The 16,408-nt window shown below is 61.3% G+C and carries 17 protein-coding genes and 1 pseudogene; 5 read left to right on the top strand and 13 right to left on the bottom strand.

Going from position 1 to position 16,408, the window contains the following annotated elements; genetic code table 11:
• Positions 1-62: 62 nt before the first annotated feature.
• On the top strand, positions 63-500 hold the full coding sequence (locus tag AB4048_RS07685) for a plant virulence effector HPE1-like domain-containing protein (RefSeq protein WP_442201339.1): 438 nt from the start codon (positions 63-65) through the stop codon (positions 498-500).
• Between the two features lie 91 nt (positions 501-591).
• Here the strand turns inward: AB4048_RS07685 and glyS are convergent, their stop codons facing one another.
• The 6 genes from glyS to AB4048_RS07715 all read right to left on the bottom strand — a co-directional run bounded on the left by glyS (position 592) and on the right by AB4048_RS07715 (position 8,111).
• On the bottom strand, positions 592-2,706 hold the full coding sequence (gene glyS, locus AB4048_RS07690) for a glycine--tRNA ligase subunit beta (protein ID WP_442201340.1): 2,115 nt from the start codon (positions 2,704-2,706) through the stop codon (positions 592-594).
• 162 nt (positions 2,707-2,868) lie between these two features.
• Entirely contained in the window at positions 2,869-4,791 is a 1,923-nt protein-coding gene (locus tag AB4048_RS07695) for a DUF2207 domain-containing protein (RefSeq protein ID WP_442201341.1), read from the bottom strand.
• A gap of 72 nt (positions 4,792-4,863) precedes the next feature.
• The gene (locus tag AB4048_RS07700; protein WP_442201342.1) at positions 4,864-6,129 is read right to left on the bottom strand and encodes a 3-phosphoshikimate 1-carboxyvinyltransferase; all 1,266 of its coding nucleotides are present in this window, start codon (positions 6,127-6,129) and stop codon (positions 4,864-4,866) included.
• Positions 6,130-6,215: 86 nt separating this feature from the next.
• Positions 6,216-6,767, bottom strand: coding sequence for a LemA family protein (locus AB4048_RS07705; RefSeq protein WP_442201343.1), 552 nt, complete (start codon positions 6,765-6,767; stop codon positions 6,216-6,218).
• Between the two features lie 93 nt (positions 6,768-6,860).
• Complete coding sequence (locus AB4048_RS07710) at positions 6,861-7,823, bottom strand: glycine--tRNA ligase subunit alpha (RefSeq protein ID WP_442201344.1); 963 nt, start codon at positions 7,821-7,823, stop codon at positions 6,861-6,863.
• Between the two features lie 120 nt (positions 7,824-7,943).
• Complete coding sequence (locus AB4048_RS07715; RefSeq protein WP_442201345.1) at positions 7,944-8,111, bottom strand: hypothetical protein; 168 nt, start codon at positions 8,109-8,111, stop codon at positions 7,944-7,946.
• A gap of 199 nt (positions 8,112-8,310) precedes the next feature.
• Here AB4048_RS07715 and AB4048_RS07720 point away from each other — a divergent pair, with 199 nt between their 5' ends.
• A complete protein-coding gene (locus AB4048_RS07720; protein WP_442201346.1) occupies positions 8,311-8,586 on the top strand; it encodes a ribbon-helix-helix domain-containing protein in 276 nt (91 codons plus the stop codon).
• 356 nt (positions 8,587-8,942) lie between these two features.
• Here AB4048_RS07720 and AB4048_RS07725 read toward each other — a convergent pair whose 3' ends face one another.
• The 4 genes from AB4048_RS07725 to AB4048_RS07740 form a co-directional block, all read right to left on the bottom strand.
• On the bottom strand, positions 8,943-9,134 hold the full coding sequence (locus AB4048_RS07725) for a hypothetical protein (protein WP_442201347.1): 192 nt from the start codon (positions 9,132-9,134) through the stop codon (positions 8,943-8,945).
• Positions 9,135-9,150: 16 nt separating this feature from the next.
• Complete coding sequence (locus AB4048_RS07730; protein WP_442201348.1) at positions 9,151-10,008, bottom strand: S49 family peptidase; 858 nt, start codon at positions 10,006-10,008, stop codon at positions 9,151-9,153.
• Positions 10,009-10,283: 275 nt separating this feature from the next.
• The gene (locus AB4048_RS07735; RefSeq protein WP_442201483.1) at positions 10,284-10,634 is read right to left on the bottom strand and encodes a hypothetical protein; all 351 of its coding nucleotides are present in this window, start codon (positions 10,632-10,634) and stop codon (positions 10,284-10,286) included.
• Positions 10,635-11,966 carry a TrkA C-terminal domain-containing protein gene (locus tag AB4048_RS07740; RefSeq protein ID WP_442201349.1) on the bottom strand — a complete coding sequence of 444 codons (1,332 nt, stop codon included), beginning with the start codon at positions 11,964-11,966 and terminating at the stop codon, positions 10,635-10,637.
• Between the two features lie 449 nt (positions 11,967-12,415).
• Here AB4048_RS07740 and AB4048_RS07745 point away from each other — a divergent pair, with 449 nt between their 5' ends.
• Positions 12,416-13,120: a DUF899 family protein gene (locus AB4048_RS07745; RefSeq protein WP_442201350.1), complete on the top strand. Its 705-nt coding sequence runs from the start codon at positions 12,416-12,418 to the stop codon at positions 13,118-13,120.
• A gap of 13 nt (positions 13,121-13,133) precedes the next feature.
• Here the strand turns inward: AB4048_RS07745 and AB4048_RS07750 are convergent, their stop codons facing one another.
• Positions 13,134-13,388, bottom strand: a complete 255-nt coding sequence (locus AB4048_RS07750) for a hypothetical protein (protein ID WP_442201351.1) — start codon at positions 13,386-13,388, stop codon at positions 13,134-13,136.
• Between the two features lie 66 nt (positions 13,389-13,454).
• Positions 13,455-13,904: a hypothetical protein gene (locus tag AB4048_RS07755; protein ID WP_442201352.1), complete on the bottom strand. Its 450-nt coding sequence runs from the start codon at positions 13,902-13,904 to the stop codon at positions 13,455-13,457.
• Between the two features lie 165 nt (positions 13,905-14,069).
• Between AB4048_RS07755 and AB4048_RS07760 the strand changes: the two are divergent.
• Positions 14,070-14,879 (top strand): annotated as a pseudogene (locus AB4048_RS07760) (zinc-binding metallopeptidase family protein); the annotation flags it as partial.
• 160 nt (positions 14,880-15,039) lie between these two features.
• Positions 15,040-15,486, top strand: a complete 447-nt coding sequence (locus AB4048_RS07765; RefSeq protein WP_442201353.1) for a PRC-barrel domain-containing protein — start codon at positions 15,040-15,042, stop codon at positions 15,484-15,486.
• A gap of 507 nt (positions 15,487-15,993) precedes the next feature.
• Here AB4048_RS07765 and AB4048_RS07770 read toward each other — a convergent pair.
• A complete protein-coding gene (locus AB4048_RS07770; protein WP_442201354.1) occupies positions 15,994-16,380 on the bottom strand; it encodes a hypothetical protein in 387 nt (128 codons plus the stop codon).
• Positions 16,381-16,408 lie beyond the last annotated feature (28 nt).

The following is a 16,408-nucleotide window of genomic DNA, read 5'->3' on the forward strand; positions in this document are numbered from 1 at the left end:
CCTGACGGAGTGGCAATAAAGCTTGGATATTCTCCCTTCGAAACCGAGTTCGGAGGATTTTCATGCGCCGCATCATTCTGGGCCTTGCCGTGATCATGGCTGGTCAATCGGCCGTTGCGTCGTCCATTGAACCGATCACGCAGATGAAGGGCGTCGGCGCGGACAGCATCGTCACCAAGTCCTGCAGCGACTGCCCGCCGCTTGTGGTGCCCATCGTGAAGAGGCTCTATGTCGTGCCGGAACTACCCCGGGGCACGCAGAGGGTGGAGCTCCGCGACATCAACGGCGAGAAGAAGATCGCGCGCACCGAAGCCTGGATGGGCGGCTCCCCGGTCGTCATGATCTCGAAGCCGACGCCGGAGACGCTGGCCGCGGCCGGCCTTGCAGGCGATGAAATCGATCCATCGTCAACGATGGCAATCTCGCCCGCGCCCGCGCACGCAGCAACCGCCGCCACGCCGAAGACATTCGATCTCAGCGGCCTCGAGCTGCGGCCCTGACCGGTTTGCATTGAGCCAAAGCAAAGCTACGATCGAACCGCCGGAGCCAAACGCTCGGTCCCGACCAGGATTTCCCCGGTCATCGGTCCCTCTATCCCGCGATCTTCGAGAAGTCGGCAACCGTTCCGGTCGCCTCGCGAATCAAGCGCAGCAACGCCAGGCGATTGGCACGGATGGCGGCGTCCTCGTCGTTGACGAGCACTTCCTCAAAAAAACGGTCGACGGGGGCACGCAGCTTCGACAGCGCTTCCATCGCCGAGCGGAAATCTTCCTTCGCGATGGCATCGGAAGCCTCGGCGGATGCCTTCACGATGGCGGCATACATGCCCTTCTCGGCATCAAGTCTCAGCAACGCCTCGGAAACGCCGTCGGCGATTGCCGTGCCCTTCTTCTCTTCGGCGGCAAGAAGCTGGGTCGCGCGCTTGGTACCGGCAAGCAGGTTCTTGCCGTCTTCCGAGGTGATGAACGCCGTCAGCGCCTCGACGCGGCGCGCAACCATCAAGAGGTCGTCTGCCTCGGATGTCAGCACGGCGTCGATCAGGTCGTAGCGCGCGCCCTGATCGCGCAGATAGACTTTCAGGCGGTCATGGAAGAAGGCGAGCAGGTCGGCATCCTTCGTCACCGCCAGAAGCGGCAAGCGGATGCGGCGCTCCAAGAGGATCCTGACCACGCCCAGTGCCGCCCGTCTCAGGGCGAACGGATCCTTGGATCCCGTCGGCTTCTCGTCGATCGCCCAGAAGCCGATCAGCGTGTCGAGCTTGTCGGCGAGCGCCACCGTGATCGCCACCTTGTCGTCGGGCACGCGGTCGGAGGGGCCTTGCGGCTTGTAGTGGTCTTCGATCGCTGTTGCGACAGACGCATCCTCGCCCTGCAGCGCCGCATACTTGCGGCCCATCAAGCCCTGCAGTTCGGGGAACTCGCCGACCGCTTCCGTGCGCAGATCGGCCTTCGCGAGAACCGCGGCGCGATCGGCGAGCGTGGCGTCGGCGCCGCTGATCTTCGCCAGTTCCGCAACCAAGGTGCGGATGCGCTGGACGCGCTCGCCCTGACTGCCGAGCTTGGCATGGAAGGTCACGTTCAGCGCGTCGAGCTTCGCCATGCGCTGGTCCAGCGGCTTCTTGAGACTGAGGCCGAATTTGGCGGCCGAAGCGCCAAGTGTATCGAGATCCGGCAGGTCACCCTGGTCGCGTTTCCAGAAATGCAGCGCGTCGGACAAGCGGGCGCGCACGACCTTGCCGTTGCCGTGGACGATTTCCTTGCCGCCATCGCTGGAGCGAATGTTCGAGACGAGGATGAACCGGTTGGACAGCGTCTCGCCGCCTTGGCGACGCGTGACAAAGCACTTCTGGTTCGTCTTGATCGTCAGACGGATGATCTCTGACGGGATCGTCAGATAGTCTTCCTCGAAGGTGCCGATCAGCACCTGCGGCCATTCGACGAGACCGGAGACTTCCTCCAACAATCCCTCGTCCTCGACCAGTTCCAGGCCGTTGGCAAAGGCGATGTCGCGGGCGTCGTGCAGGATGATGTCCTTGCGCCGCTCGGCGTCGAGAATGACGAAGGCCTTTTCGAGGCTCGCCGCATAGTCGTCGAACCGCTTGACGACGATCGCCTCCGGCGCATGGAAGCGATGGCCGTAGGTGATGTTCGAGGCGGTGATGCCGTCGATCTCGAAGGGAATGACCGCCGTTTCCTCATGTTCCGTACCGAAGGTGCAGACGATCGACTGCAGCGGGCGGACCCACCGCAGCGCGCCGGTCCTTGCCGACGCCCCACCCCAGCGCATGGATTTCGGCCAGGGGAAATCGCGGATGATACCGGGCATGACGTCGGCGACGATCTCCTCGGCGCCGCGCCCCGGCTTCGAAACCACGGCGACATAGAAATCCCCCTTCTTCGGGTCGCTCTGCACCTGCGCCTCGGCAATCGAGGAGAGCCCGGCGCCGCGCAAGAACCCTTCGATCGCCTTTTCCGGCGCGTCGGTGCGGGGTCCCTTGCGTTCCTCGCGGACATCGGCGGAGCGCGCCGAAAGGCCGCGGATGTCGAGCGTCAGGCGGCGCGGCGTCCAATACTCCCGCGCTCCCTCATAGGACAGCCCAGCCTCCACCAGCGCGTCGGTGACGAGCTTGCGCAGATCGCCCGCAGCCTTGCGCTGCATGCGTGCGGGGATTTCCTCGGAGCGAAGTTCAAGAAGGAGATCGGGCATATCATGGTTCCTCACCCTCCCTTCTAGGAGGGCCGGCACGCTGTGCCGGGTTGGGCTGAAAACGGTCGGCTTCTGCTAGCAAAATTTGGCGCTGCTGCACAACCGCAAATATCGTGTCGAGGACGGCATCCGGTTCTTCCATCCTTCCGACGGAGGTAAACCCTACCACCCTCCCCCGCCGCCGCCACCTCCGCCGCCGCCTGAAGATCCGCCGCCGCCGGAAAAGCCCGATGAGGAACTCGATACCGGTGCGGGAATGGTGGAGGCGATTGTCGAGGCCATGGACGAGGAGAAGCCGCCGATGCGATCGGAGAAATGGCCGAAATTTCCGACGTACCAGCCGGGCGCGTAGGCGGCGGCTACCCCGCCGGCGGCGGCCGCGAGCCATGTCTCGAAGGCGCGTGACCAGGGCTTTTCGACGCCTAGCGCCACGGCATAGGGGAGCAGCTTTTCGAAGTGCTGCGGCGACATCGTCGGCGCGCCGGCCATGTTCATACGGTCGCGTTCGGCCAGCGTCAGATATTGCCTCAGCCCATCGATGCCGTCCATCAGCTTCGTGCCGATCGGCGTCGGCGCACCCATCAGGAAATAGAAGACGAAATTGAGGGCGAAGATGCCGACGATGGCGACCAGCAGCGGCAGCTCTTCGCGTCCCGCCGAGGTCGTTGCTATCCCGGCCGTGACGCCGGCGAAGATCGAGACCGCGACGAAGCCGATAAAGGCAAAGACGATCACCGAGAAGATACGCGAGGCGAGGCTGCCGCCGCGGCGAAAGGCCCGGCCCAGCGAGCTTGCGATCACCGTGGCGAAGATCGAAAGGAAAGCCGGCACCACGATCAGCGGCAGGGCGTCCTCATGCAGCCGGCCGAAGAGGATGATGCCGGCGAAGGTTGCGATCGAAAGCAGGACGCCGCCCACCACATAGAGCGTGTTGGCGCGATAGTATTGTCCGCGATGCTCTCGTTCGATGGCGCTGCGAAAGGTCTGCCCGACGCGCTGCACCTTCTCGCCGTTGGACTTGTCGATCGCAAGCGTCGAACCTTCGGCCCCGAGCGTGTCGAGAAGCGCCTTCTCGCCGCTTTCAAGCTTTGCGACCGGAGCCTTTCCGGTGCGGCGGATGATGATGCGGCTCTGCAGATCCTCGAGGACGACATAGCCCTTGACCGCGAGATCGAGGGCCGTCGCCGAAAGCGCGGTCCAGCCGGCGCCGGAAAAGCCCTTGTTGTCGACGTAGTTGACGAGCGCCGGCGAGATACCGTCCGGCGCATCCCAGCGCGGCACCATGACACCGCGCGCCGGATCGCGCCCGACCGCCACCCAGCTGCGCAGATAGTAGGCGAAGACGAGGATCAAGCCGCCGAAGCCGATGATGACGCCGAGATTGTCCTTCAGGAACCACAGCCGCTCCTGGGAAGCACTCGGCGCGGCGATCGCGCCTTTCGGTAGCTTCAGCGCAATCGTCAGCCCCTCGCCGGGCGCAAGCGGCCGGGTGGTCGCAAAGACGACCCTGTCTGCCTCACGGCTCGCGCGTGCGTCCTTGCCTTTGGCCCCGATAGGTCCCGTGAAGAAGGCGATCTCTTGAGGTTCGACCCCAGGCGGCAGGCTGACGGCCGCCGTCGCCCGCAGTATCGGGAACAGCCAGCCGTTGCCGGTGACATTCCAGTAAAGCTCGTCGTGATCGTCGAAATAGCGGATCTGCCGGTCGGTCCGATAGGTGAGCCGGTAAGTATGCGGCCCCTGCGCGACGTAGGCGTCCGACGAACCGATATAGATGCGGATGCCGCCGCTGACGCTTTCGCTGCGCCAAGCCTCTGCCTGTCCGTCGCGCTCCACGCTCTGGACCTCGAACTCCACGCTGGCCGTGCGGCCGGAAGCATCCGTGAAGGTCAGCGGGAAGTCGCGGAAGATGCCATGCCGGATATTGCGGCCCTCGGCGTTGACCGCAATCGTTTCGGTGACCAGCATCGAACCGGTGCGATCAAGCGTGATCGCCTGGTCGAAAGCGCTGATGACTTCGGCGGCTGTGGCCGCTCCTGCCACGAGGAAGACGAAGAGGGCAAGAACAAGCCCGGATAGCCACCGCATCGATAGATCGTCCTCCGCCGCATTTGTATGGACACCCCTCACCGCGTACACGGCAGAGGGGACCGAGTGTCGTCAGTCTCCGTCGTCCGCATAGGTTACCCCCAGCGAAGCCAGCACCCGCCAATAGGCCGGGAAGGTCTTGGCGACGCAATCCGGATCGAGAATGGTGATGCCGCTGACCTTCAGCCCGGCAAGCGCAAAGCTCATGGCGATGCGGTGATCGGCGAATGTGTCGATACGCGCCGAAAGGTTCTGGCCGGCAAGCGTCGGATCGGAGGCGACGATCAGGTCGTCGCCCTCTTCCGTTCCAAGCCCCGACCGGATCCCGGACAGGCCCGTGGAAAGCGCCCGTACCCGATCGCACTCCTTTACGCGCAGGTTGGCGATGCCGGTAAAGCGCACCGGCGTCTTGTTGAAGGCTGCGAGCACGGCAAGCGTCGGCACGGCATCCTGCATCTGGGATCCGTCGATGACCGGCGGCAGATGCGGAAATTTCGAGATCAGCTCATAGGCGCGGGCGTCGGGCTGGGAAAATTCGGTCGCGGGCGTGCCGAGATCGATCGCGCCACCGGTCAGCACTTCCGCCGCCCAGAGGTAGGTCGCCGCCGATGCGTCGGGTTCGATCAGGAAATCGGTGGCGCGATAGCCGGTCGGCTCGACGCGCCAGGTGACGGGGCTCGTACGCTCCACGCTCGCGCCGAAGGCCCGCATGGCCGTCGTCGTCAGGTCGATGTAGCCGAGCGCGCCGATATCCTCGCCGGTCAGTTCCACGTCGACCGGCCGCTCGCCGCCGGCCGCCATCATCAGAAGCGCCGACACGTACTGGCTCGACAGGCCGCCGTCGATGCGGATGCGATCCGCCCCGAAGCGGCCGGTACCTTTGATGGTAACGGGCGGACAACCGGTCTCGGCCACCGCCTCGATGCCGAGCGAGCGCAGCGCATCCACCAGCGCACCAATCGGACGCTTGCGCATATGCGCATCGCCATCGACAACCACGGTGCCGTCGACGAGCGCGGCCGCGGCCGTCAGGAAGCGCGTCGCCGTGCCGGCATTGCCGAGAAACAACGGCTTTGCCGGAGGCTGCAATTTGCCGCTGCTCGTGACGATGAAGGTCGTGTGATCCGGCTCCTCGATCGTCACGCCCATGGCGCGAAGCGCCTCGGCCATATAGAGCGTGTCGTCGCTCTTCAGCGCGCCGGTGAGCACGCTTCTGCCTTCAGCGAGACCCGCGAGCAGCAGGGCGCGGTTGGTGATCGACTTCGAACCGGGCGGCATGGCGCGGCCGGAAAGCGGCTTGCCCGGGGGGATAATCCTCAGTTCGGATCTGGCCATCATCATTCTCTTCAATCGGCAGGTTGCGCCGGACCGCTGCCGCGGCCCGCAATCGCCTCCCTTTACGCTGTCAAAGCCGAATCCGAAAGTCAGAACTTGACCGTCGGAACGGCGCGATCAGCCTCGTTGGTGATTTCGAAATATTCGCGCTTGGCAAAGCCGAACTGGCCGGCGACGAGATTGGACGGGAAGCTCTCGACCTTGACGTTCAGGTCGCGGGCGGCGCCATTGTAATAGCGCCGCGACATCTGGATTTCGCCCTCGATCGTTTCGAGCGAGCGCTGCAGTTCCACGAAATTCTGGTTGGCCTTCAGGTCCGGATAGGCTTCGGCAAGGGCGATGACGCGACCGAGCGCGGCGCCGAGCAGACCTTCCGCCTGCCCGCGCGCGGCGACATCGCCAGCGGGCACCGCCTGCGCCTGGTTGCGAAGTTTCACCACCTCTTCGAGCGTCGTCTTTTCGTGGCCGGCATAGCCCTTGACCGTCTCGATCAGGTTCGGAATCAGATCGGCGCGGCGCTTCAACTGCACGTCGATGCCCGACCATGCCTCTTCCGCCATCTGCCTGGCGCGGACCAGGCCGTTATAGACCATGATGCCGTAAAGCGCCGCGACGACGATGATCGCGAGAATGATATACATACTTAAATCCCCCGGACGATTGTAAAATCGCCCGGAGACTAAGCGGCTTTGCAACTTTTTGGAAGCACCAAGCGCCTGGCGAAGTTCAAAGGCTTAGGCCGCTTCGGCCTTCCAGTTGGCACCGCCGGCATCCGTCAGCAGGAATGCCTCCCCGCAGGCCTTCGCCAGCGTGCGCACGCGCAGAATGTAGCTCTGGCGCTCGGTCACGGAGATCACGCCGCGTGCGTCGAGCAGGTTGAACACGTGGGACGCCTTGATGCACTGGTCGTAGGCCGGGAAGACGCACTTGTGCAGGCGCTGGTTGGCGCTATCGCCCGGCGCGCCGGCGGCGAGCAGCGCCTGGCATTCCTTCTCGGCATCGATGAAATGCCGATGCAACATCTCGGTGTTGGCATATTCGAAATTGTGGCGCGAATACTCCTGCTCTGCCTGCAGGAAGACATCGCCATAGCTGATCTTTTCGTCGCCGTCGCGGCCGTTGAAGTTCAGGTCGTAGACGTTGTCCACGCCCTGGACGTACATGGCGAGCCGCTCCAGCCCATAGGTCAGTTCGCCGGCGACGGGCGAGCATTCGATGCCGCAGACCTGCTGGAAATAGGTGAACTGCGACACTTCCATGCCGTCGCACCAGCACTCCCAACCGAGGCCCCATGCGCCGAGCGTCGGGCTCTCCCAATCGTCCTCGACGAAACGGATGTCGTGCAGCAGCGGATCGAGGCCGATTGCGGCCAGCGAACCGAGGTAGAGCTCCTGCAGGTTCGGCGGGTTCGGCTTCAGGATGACCTGGTACTGGTAGTAATGCTGCAGACGGTTCGGATTTTCACCGTAGCGGCCGTCGGAGGGACGTCGTGACGGCTGCACATAGGCGGCCTTCCAGGGCTTTGGGCCAAGCGCGCGCAGCGTGGTTGCCGGATGGAAGGTGCCGGCGCCTACTTCCATGTCATAAGGCTGAAGAACCGCGCATCCCTTGTCGGCCCAATAGTTGTGCAGCGTCAGGATCAGGGCCTGGAACGAGCGCTTTGGGTTCATATGATCGGGGATGGAAGCAGCGGTCATGGGATCGGGTCCGAGTTCTCGAAAAACGAGCGCGACAGGTGCCATGGCGGCGGACAAGGGTCAAGACTTTTGCAAAAAGGCAAAAGAGGTTGAGCTTTTCGCTTGGGATCAGGCAGTCGTTCATCGCTCGTTCGCTTCATCGCGATCGAACTTCCAATCCACCGGGAGTTTCAGCCTGAACGCCCTGATCCGCTCAAGCGCCGCGCGCCTGGTGTCGTTTCGCTGGATTTCTAAGGCCGGTCCCTCGGCCACATGGATCACGACGTCATCCAACTTCGCAACCGGCATTCGACCCTCCATAATATATCTTGGACAAAGTATGTCATGGAGACACGAGGGGGGCAATTTCCGCTACTCGTCCTCGCTCTTGACGCGGTATTCACCAGTGTGCCCATGGCGCTGGCGCGGCGTTTGTGCTGCGCATCTTGTCTTGATTGTCCGCGCGCAAGTCCGGTGTTACCGTCACGTCTGAAAAGGAGACCGGACGATGACCGTGAAAACGACGATTACGCTTTCCGCCCGGCACATGGAATTTGCCGAGAAAATGGTCAAGAGTGGTGGATATCCGTCCATATCGAACGTTATCGAGGCAGGCATAGAGCAGATGATGCATGACGAGCGGTTAACGACCGACGCCCTTTCGGGAATGGAGGATGAAATCCGCGAGCGGATGAAACTGCCTAGGGATCAGTGGGTATCGATGGACGAGGACAACGTTTTCGAGCGTGTGCGGTCTCGCATCCAAGCTCGATCGCAGAAATAATGGCGCGATATCGACTTCAGTATCACCCGCACGTAGCGGACGATCTCTTTAAGATTTTCCTACTCATAGAAGATTATGCGGGATCTGATGTCGCTCACAGAAAGCTAAGCGAAATCGAACTCGTGATGCGCAATCTCTGCGATTTTCCGTATGTCGGAACAGCTCGCGCCGCGTTTAACGACAACCTACGCGCAATTCCTGCCGCTGAGAAAGGCGTCATTTGCTTCACGGTCAGCGAGGAGCCCCAAACGATCTTCGTCCTCTGCGTGAGCTACGCCGGAAGCGACTGGATGGCTCGGATCAGAGAACGGCAATAGGGAAATCGCAGCCGTCTACCGCTTACCCTGCGGGATTGCTCATTCATCTTCGCGCTTGACGCGATACTCTCCCGTCTTCGGGTCTTTCACCAATGTGCCCATGGCGCCGGTGCGGCGTTCGCGCTGGCGGCGGTGCGCCTTTCTCGACAGGCGCTGGGCATCCTGGGTGAAGCGGCGGAAAAACAGCCAGCAGGCAGCGATGGCGATCAGGAGGAAGATGAGTTGCGGCATGCCTCGGGTCTTTCAGTTACAGTCCGTAGCGGGACCATAATGCCTTTTCTTCCGCCGCTTCCGCAAGGCCCGATACGAGCTCGGCGCCGATCCCGTCCAGCGAAACTATGCCCGGCGCCTTGCGGCCGAGCAGGCTGCGCGGGGTCGTGATGAGTTCCAGCTTCGTCTTTGCGCCGTAGCGCTTCTTCAACTCCTGGCGCATGTCGCCGAGCCCGTCGATCAGGCCGAGCGCGAGCCCGCGCGTCCCGCTCCAGAAGAGACCGGAAAACACGGTGCCGTCATCGGCTCTGAGTTTCGCGGCGCGGCGTTCCCGCACCATGTCGATGAATACCTGATGGATTTCGAGTTGCAGGCCCTTCAGATATTCGATGTCCTTTTCCTTCTCCGGCTGGAAGGGGTCGAGGATGACCTTGTTGTCGCCGGCGGTGTAGACGCGACGTTCGACGCCGAGCTTCTTGAGGAGTTCCGGGAAGCCGAAGCCGCCCGAGACGACGCCGATCGAGCCGACGATGGAGGTGGCGTCGGCGATGATCTCGTCGCCCGCAAGGGCGATCATATAGCCGCCCGATGCCGCCACATCCTCGACGAACACCAGCACCTTCTTCTGCTTCTCGCGCGCCAGCTCGCGAATGCGGCTATAGATCATCCGCGACTGCACGGGCGAGCCGCCGGGCGAGTTGATGGCGATGACGACCGCGGGCGCGTCCTTCATGGCGAAGGCCTTTTCGAGCGCTTGAGAGACGCCGGAAAGGTTAAGCGCTGGCCGAAACGCGCTGCCGCCGGCCATGATAACCCCGCTCATGCGCACGACGGGGATCACGATCCCCTTCTTGCGCAACCATTTCGGCATCAGCTTCTTCAACAGCCCGGCCATCGTCAAACCCTTGTTTCACTTTCATTCCCGCTTTCCGTTGCATGTAAGCACTGCGGCGTCAAACGCAATGCCAAGCATGAAGACCAATCAAGAGCGATTCAGCTAGGCTGTTGTTTTCACAAAGCGCGCCAGAAGTTTGCGATTCATTTTGAGCTAAAATCGCAGATTTAGGTCCGCGCTGAGGCCAAGGTTCATGAGCCGCGAACTAGCGCCCCGTTCGGACCGAGCTTCAGTACAACGAGAGGCCGTGTCGGCAACTTTCGCACCGCCCCGCCTCACCCTAGCGCGGTGACTATGATTGCGCCCCACAGAGCGAGCAGCATGTTGCCGATGGCATAGCCAAGCCCGTAGCCGAGCGTCGGCACCTGGCTCTTGGCCACGTCCTGGATGGCGGCCAACGCGGGAGCCGAGGTGCCGGCGCCGGCACAAGTGCCAAGAAGCACGCCTTCGTTCATCTTGAAGATGCGGCTGCCGACCAGAACGGCGGCCCCGTGCGAGAGTACGACGACAACGATCGGTACAAGAACCAATGCCGGCCCTGATTCGATAAGGCCGGCCAGGAATCTCGGCCCCGCCGAGATGCCGACGCAGGCAATGAAAGCCGAAAGACCCAGCGAATCGAACAGCTAGAGCGTCGCTGCCGGTACAAAGCCGAAATAGCGCACCCGCGAACGCAGCCAGCCTGCAATCAACCCGCCGACCAAAGTGCCGACCGCCACGCCGAGGCCAAGCTCGAGTGCGCCCAACCTCAGCGCAGGAATGCCCATCAACCCGCCTAGGAAGATGAAGACGCCGACATAGACCATGTCCGTTTCGGTCGTCGGTCGGTCGACATAACCGAGCACCGCCGCGGCGTCGGCGATATGCTTTGGCGTGCCGACCATGGTCAAGACGTCCCCACGCTCAACCTTCAGGCCACCATATACCGGCATCTCTGCGCCCGAGCGACTGAAGCGGCGCAGGAAGACAGTTCGCGCCGCAGGCAGGCGGTTGAGCTCGAAGATCGTCTTGCCGGCAATCTCGCGCCGGCTGACGACGATATCGGCGATGTCGACAGGCACGTCGAGCAGATCCTTGTCGTCGACCTCTTCGCCGATGTCCTTCGCATGCTCCACGATATAGCCACGCAGACCGGCTATGGAGACGACATCCCCCTCCTCGAGCTTCAAATTGGGCGTCGCCATGATGATTTCGTCGCCGCGGCGAACCTGTCCGACAAAAGCCTTAACGTCGGGCGGAATCTTACGCTCGGCGTCGGCCACGGTCATGCCGACCCAGCGCTCATTGATGCGGAACGCTCGGGCCTCGACCGCGCGCCGAGCCGACTGCCCAGTCGTCTGCCCGTCCGAGGGCGCGTTCAGCTTGCTCTCGAGTTCCGCACAGGCTTCCGTGAGCGGGCGGCGTAGCAAACGCGGCGCTACCTGCGACAGCATCACGATCGCCGAGATCACGCCGACCAAATAGGAGACCGCGAAGGCGGTTGCGACGTTCGCCTCGAAAGCGCGACGCACCGCCTCTTCCGCTCCGGTCTTCTGAAACGTGTCGATCGCAACGCCGACCGTGGCGGATTCCGTTGCGCCTCCGGCGAGCAGACCGGCCGCCGTGCCGACATCGAGACCAAAAAGTACAGAAGACACCAGCACAATAGCAAGCGCCACAACGCAGAAGGTCACCGTGACCGCAATCTGCGGCAAGGCATCAGCGGTCAGGCTCTGGAAGAATTGTGGACCGGTCCGGTAACCGATCGCGAAAAGAAAGAGAAGAAAGAAGGCCTGCTTGACGTCAGCAGAAATGACCACGCCTGTCTGGCCGATGAGGACCCCGGCGATCAGGCAGCCGGTAACAGAGCCGAGGGTAAAGCTCCTGAACCTGAGCTTGCCGATTAAATAGCCGATAGCCAAGGCAAGGAAGAGTGCTAGTTCGGGATGGGCGATGAGGACGTTAGAAAGCGGCTGCATTAGGGAGCCCCAGTTTTGCGTTGGTCCGGATCGTCGCCTAACGGGCGCCCTGAGGCAAGTGCACCGCGCCGATAGCGGGGGGTCTCAGATTAGACCGAGGCCTTACCCTGCGACGTGAGCCGCGCCCTCTACGTCCACGCAGGAACAGTTGATCGCCGGCGAGGTGAAGAGTGTTCAGCATCGGTTGCTTGACCAAATCCAGGCCTCCACCACGACTAAAACGACCAGCGAGCAGAAGCTCATTCGCGAGAAGATGAATGGCGCCCATTGCCGTGGCTGGAGGGCGCGTTAGCCTCAAGTGAGATTTCACTCGGTACGAACAGCCTGGCTTAGCTATCGCGGCAATCTCATTCCGATGGCCAAGAACAAATTCGGCCTTCATTCGTTGTCGGCAAATGGACTCGGCGGCACGCTCGGCTGCCGGCAACCGACGAAAAGGGAGCGACGTAATGGAATCCGAAAACTTGATACCTGCCAAAGACCTTGCAGCAAAACGAAGGTCCCGGTTTGCGAATGAAAGCGGTGAATACGCAAACGCCCGTGCAGCTCTGCTTGCCGAGGAGATCGAAGCGCGTCGCCATCTTACGCGGCTTGCCCAACAACGCCGCGAATTGCCTCCCGGACCGGTCGTTGAAAAGGACTATCGCTTCAGGGATGAAAACGGGAGCGAGGTCGGTCTGGTCGGCCTGTTCGGTGCTCACGACACGCTCGTTACCTATTTTTGGATGTACGGTCCTCAACGTGAGAGACCCTGCCCGATGTGCACAAACTTTCTTGGCGGCGCGAATGGAAACGGCGCCGACGTCAAGCAGCGCGTTGCGTTCAAGGTGCTCGGGCGCAGCCCGGTCGAGCGCCAAAGGGCGTTCGCGATGGAACGTGGCTGGCGTGATCTCGACTTCGTGCAGACGATTGGCGATGACTATGCGCGGGACTTGGGCCTGCTCGACAATGAAGGCAACGAGTATCCAGGCTTCACCGTGTATCGGAGGAACGGCGGCGAAATACGTGTTTTCTACAATGGTGAAATGCCTGCCGAAGCAGCCGATCCGGGACAGGATCCCCGCGGTGCGGTGGACATTGCACCGCTGTGGAATATTTTGGATATGACACCGGAAGGACGTGGAACGGACTGGTATCCCAAGCTGACCTACTAGCGATGCGTTAGTGCTAGTGACTGCTGTATAGGGCCACCTGAAAGTCTTCATCGGCACGTTCTGGGAACAAGTGGCGCCGCGTCCGTCTGAGCTTGTCGGCCTCGCGCCTCTGGCGAAGCAGGATTTCCGGGGTGACGTCGGCGAATGGCGCGCCTTCGGTCGCGGCAATGCGCACTCTTCCGCCGTGAGCTAGGAAGTCGCAGAAGGATTCCACGGACCGCAGGCGTGTTGTCAGTTCAACGTAACTTGCTTCGTCTCCATCCAGCATCGCAGGCCTCCTGCGAACATTCATTGCGAGAGAGTCCGGCAGGAAAAAGGCGGACGCCCGACGCCCTCACGTTTCCGCTCCGATATGTCTTCCGTGCAGGGTTTCGCGAAACTCCCGCACGCGCTTCTTGTCCGGGATTGTGACGACGACGAACCGCCTGCCGTCGGTCGGAGTCTGGTGCGCGAAATCCATCATCCAGACAGTCATTCCCGATCCGCGCGTGATTTCGACCAGTCTATCTCTGACGGGGTCTTCTTCGTGCTCGATGCCGAAACCAAGTTCGTAGACGAAGGTCTCCTGCTCAGGAGGGCCGCGCAGTTGCTCCTTGAACCAGTCCCAGACCCTCTCGAAATCGACTGGAAACGGTATCAGTTCGTAATTCACCTGGACGACGTCGCGCGCGAAGATTGTGTCTCCGTCGAAAAACGCATGAACGCCGAGAAAGTGGTCCGGAAGCTCGAGATGGTCGCAGAGGACTTCGCGCAGGACTTTCAGATTGGACGATGCCTGGAACATTCGAGTCTCCGATTAAAACCCGGCGCGCGGCGTGCGTATGCTCGGAACGCCGAACCGGTTTCGATTACAAGTGCTCAGATATGCGAATACGGCTTAATGCGACGACATTTCATCATTGACTAGGTCCGCGGCCAGTGAACCCGCTTGCCGCCGATGGTAACTCACAACTCGGAACTTGGTTCAGGTTCGAGGCCTTTACATGGTATCAATCAGGCGCAAAGACATCTGTTCTACTCGCTGCTCCGTTGGAGCATTCCTCATCCTGACCGCAACGAGGATCCGGCAGGTGGGTTGGTTTTCGACTTTGTGGAGGACACGATCGCAGCGGATGGAAGCATCGTCGCTGCAATGACGGGCCACGACGAGGGCGCTATCTCGATACGCGCGGCGGAAGCCGACGACGTGACACGGGAACTCGCCCGTTCGTACATGCACGAGCACTACCGTACGCTTCTCGGCCACTTCCGGCACGAGACGGGTCACTTCGTTTGGAACAAGCTTATTCGCGACCGTGGAGCATTCGAGGAATTCAGGGCCGTTTTCGGAGACGAGCGCGCGGACTACAATGCCGCGCTCCAGCGCCATTACGAGGCGGGTCCGACGCCGGGCTGGACGGAGAGCTTTGTCTCGGCTTACGCAAGCGCCCATCCTTGGGAGGATTTCGCTGAGTGCTTTGCCCACTTGCTGCACGCCGTTGACACACTAGAAACCGCGCGCGCGTTCGGAATGGTGATCAATCCCCACGGATACAAGGAATTGGCGGCGGACGTAAACTTCGACCCCTACAACGCCCCGAGCGCACAGCAACTGATGGATGCCTGGATTCCGTTGAGCGTTGCGATCAACGCGATCCAGCGAAGCATGGGTCAGCCGGACACTTATCCGTTCATTTTGTCGCCACCGGTCGTCGCTAAGCTCGATTTCATAAACAAGCTGATGACCGGCGAAGCCAAGGCGAATTCCAGCGATATGTAGCGGCGATGCGGCTGACAAGTGAGACCGAACACGCGCTAGCACCTGCTGGCTAACGACTTTCCAACAAATATCAAATACTTGGGAACAAACGATAAGGCTCGCAGTTATCTCCCGCCACGCTGAAGACGCCTCTTCATCGGGTAGATACAGGAGATTGCCTATGAATTTTCGTCCGATTGTCGCCGCCCTGACCCTTACGATGCTGAGCGGAGCCGCCTTCGCACAATCTACCGCCGCGACAGGATCCGACGCGATACTGGCTGGTCCAGGAATCGCGATGGGTACGTCCGCCACGATGCCGCTGAAGTACGTCAATATCCAGGACACCGACCTCGTTACGTCGAAGCTCGTCGGCGTCGATCTTTACAACAAGCAGAACGAGAAAATCGGCGAAGTCTCCGACATCGTAATCGGCGACGGAAAATCGGTCATTGGCATTGTCGCCAGTGTAGGCGGCTTCCTTGGACTTGGCGAAAGCTACGTCGTCATCGATCCGGCATCAATTGCGCTGGCCGATCAGGACGGGACTTGGAAAGGGTTCGTCGATACGACCAAAGACGACCTGTCGAACGCACCGAAGCTCGATTATTCGAAGCTGAAGAAATAATCTTCGAGGGGGCGGCTGCGACGCCGGCCTCCCTTTGCCTAAAGAACAAAAGGCCTACAAAACAGGCTCGCCTACGTCCAAAGAGGTAGGTTCTAGCGGCGCATCTTCGCTCCACTTGATAGTTTTCGTTAACTATGGCGCTGCTAAATTTTGGCCGCGCTATTGGACGAGGCCGGACGTTCCAGGAGAGGTGTCCCCCCTACTTGTACCTCTCAACTCCCACGTCACACACCGGACCTGTGGACGCACCTTGAAGGGCGAGTTCGTCACCCGCGGCTCGCTCTTTCTTTCTGAGTTCCACCACTTTGCCGCCTGGATTGACACCAAACTGAGCGGGGTCACGATCGACGCCGATAGAGACCCCTCGCCTACCTATACTTTCTAAACATCTCATGCACTTAATCACAGTCGGCTCTGGGTCAGCGGTCGACGCTGATTCACATTGCGCTAACGTTTTACAGCGGCAACAGGGGTCCGATCGGTCCCGCAACCTTCAGGCACCACACGTCAATCCGACAAGGTCGGCGCCGTCTCCACCTCGATGCTGTCGGTGACGCGTCGGATCAGAAGAAGCGGAAGTTGGGCGCCCTTAACAGCGGGAATTGAAATTGTCTGCGACTGTCCGGGCAACAGTTGCGAAGAGAAACGGAGTATGGCGCGACCGTCATTTACTGCCTCGTCGCCGACCAGAGGATCGATCGTCGTGACGACGTCCCAGCTTTTTGGTCCGGCGACCCAGTAGGTCACTGCAGAGACGTGCGCGCCGAGCTGCGTAACGATCCCTTCTCCTTCTCTGACTATCTGGCCTGCCGCTATCGCCTGCTGGGGGACGATCGTAGCCAGGGCGGGGATGAGGATGGCAGCATAGGCCATGGATTTTAGAAGCGTTTTCATAACTTCCTCGCTTTGCGCAGCCAAAGGC

The organism is Rhizobium sp. RAF56, assembly GCF_052113965.1.
GTDB lineage: Bacteria > Pseudomonadota > Alphaproteobacteria > Rhizobiales > Rhizobiaceae > Rhizobium.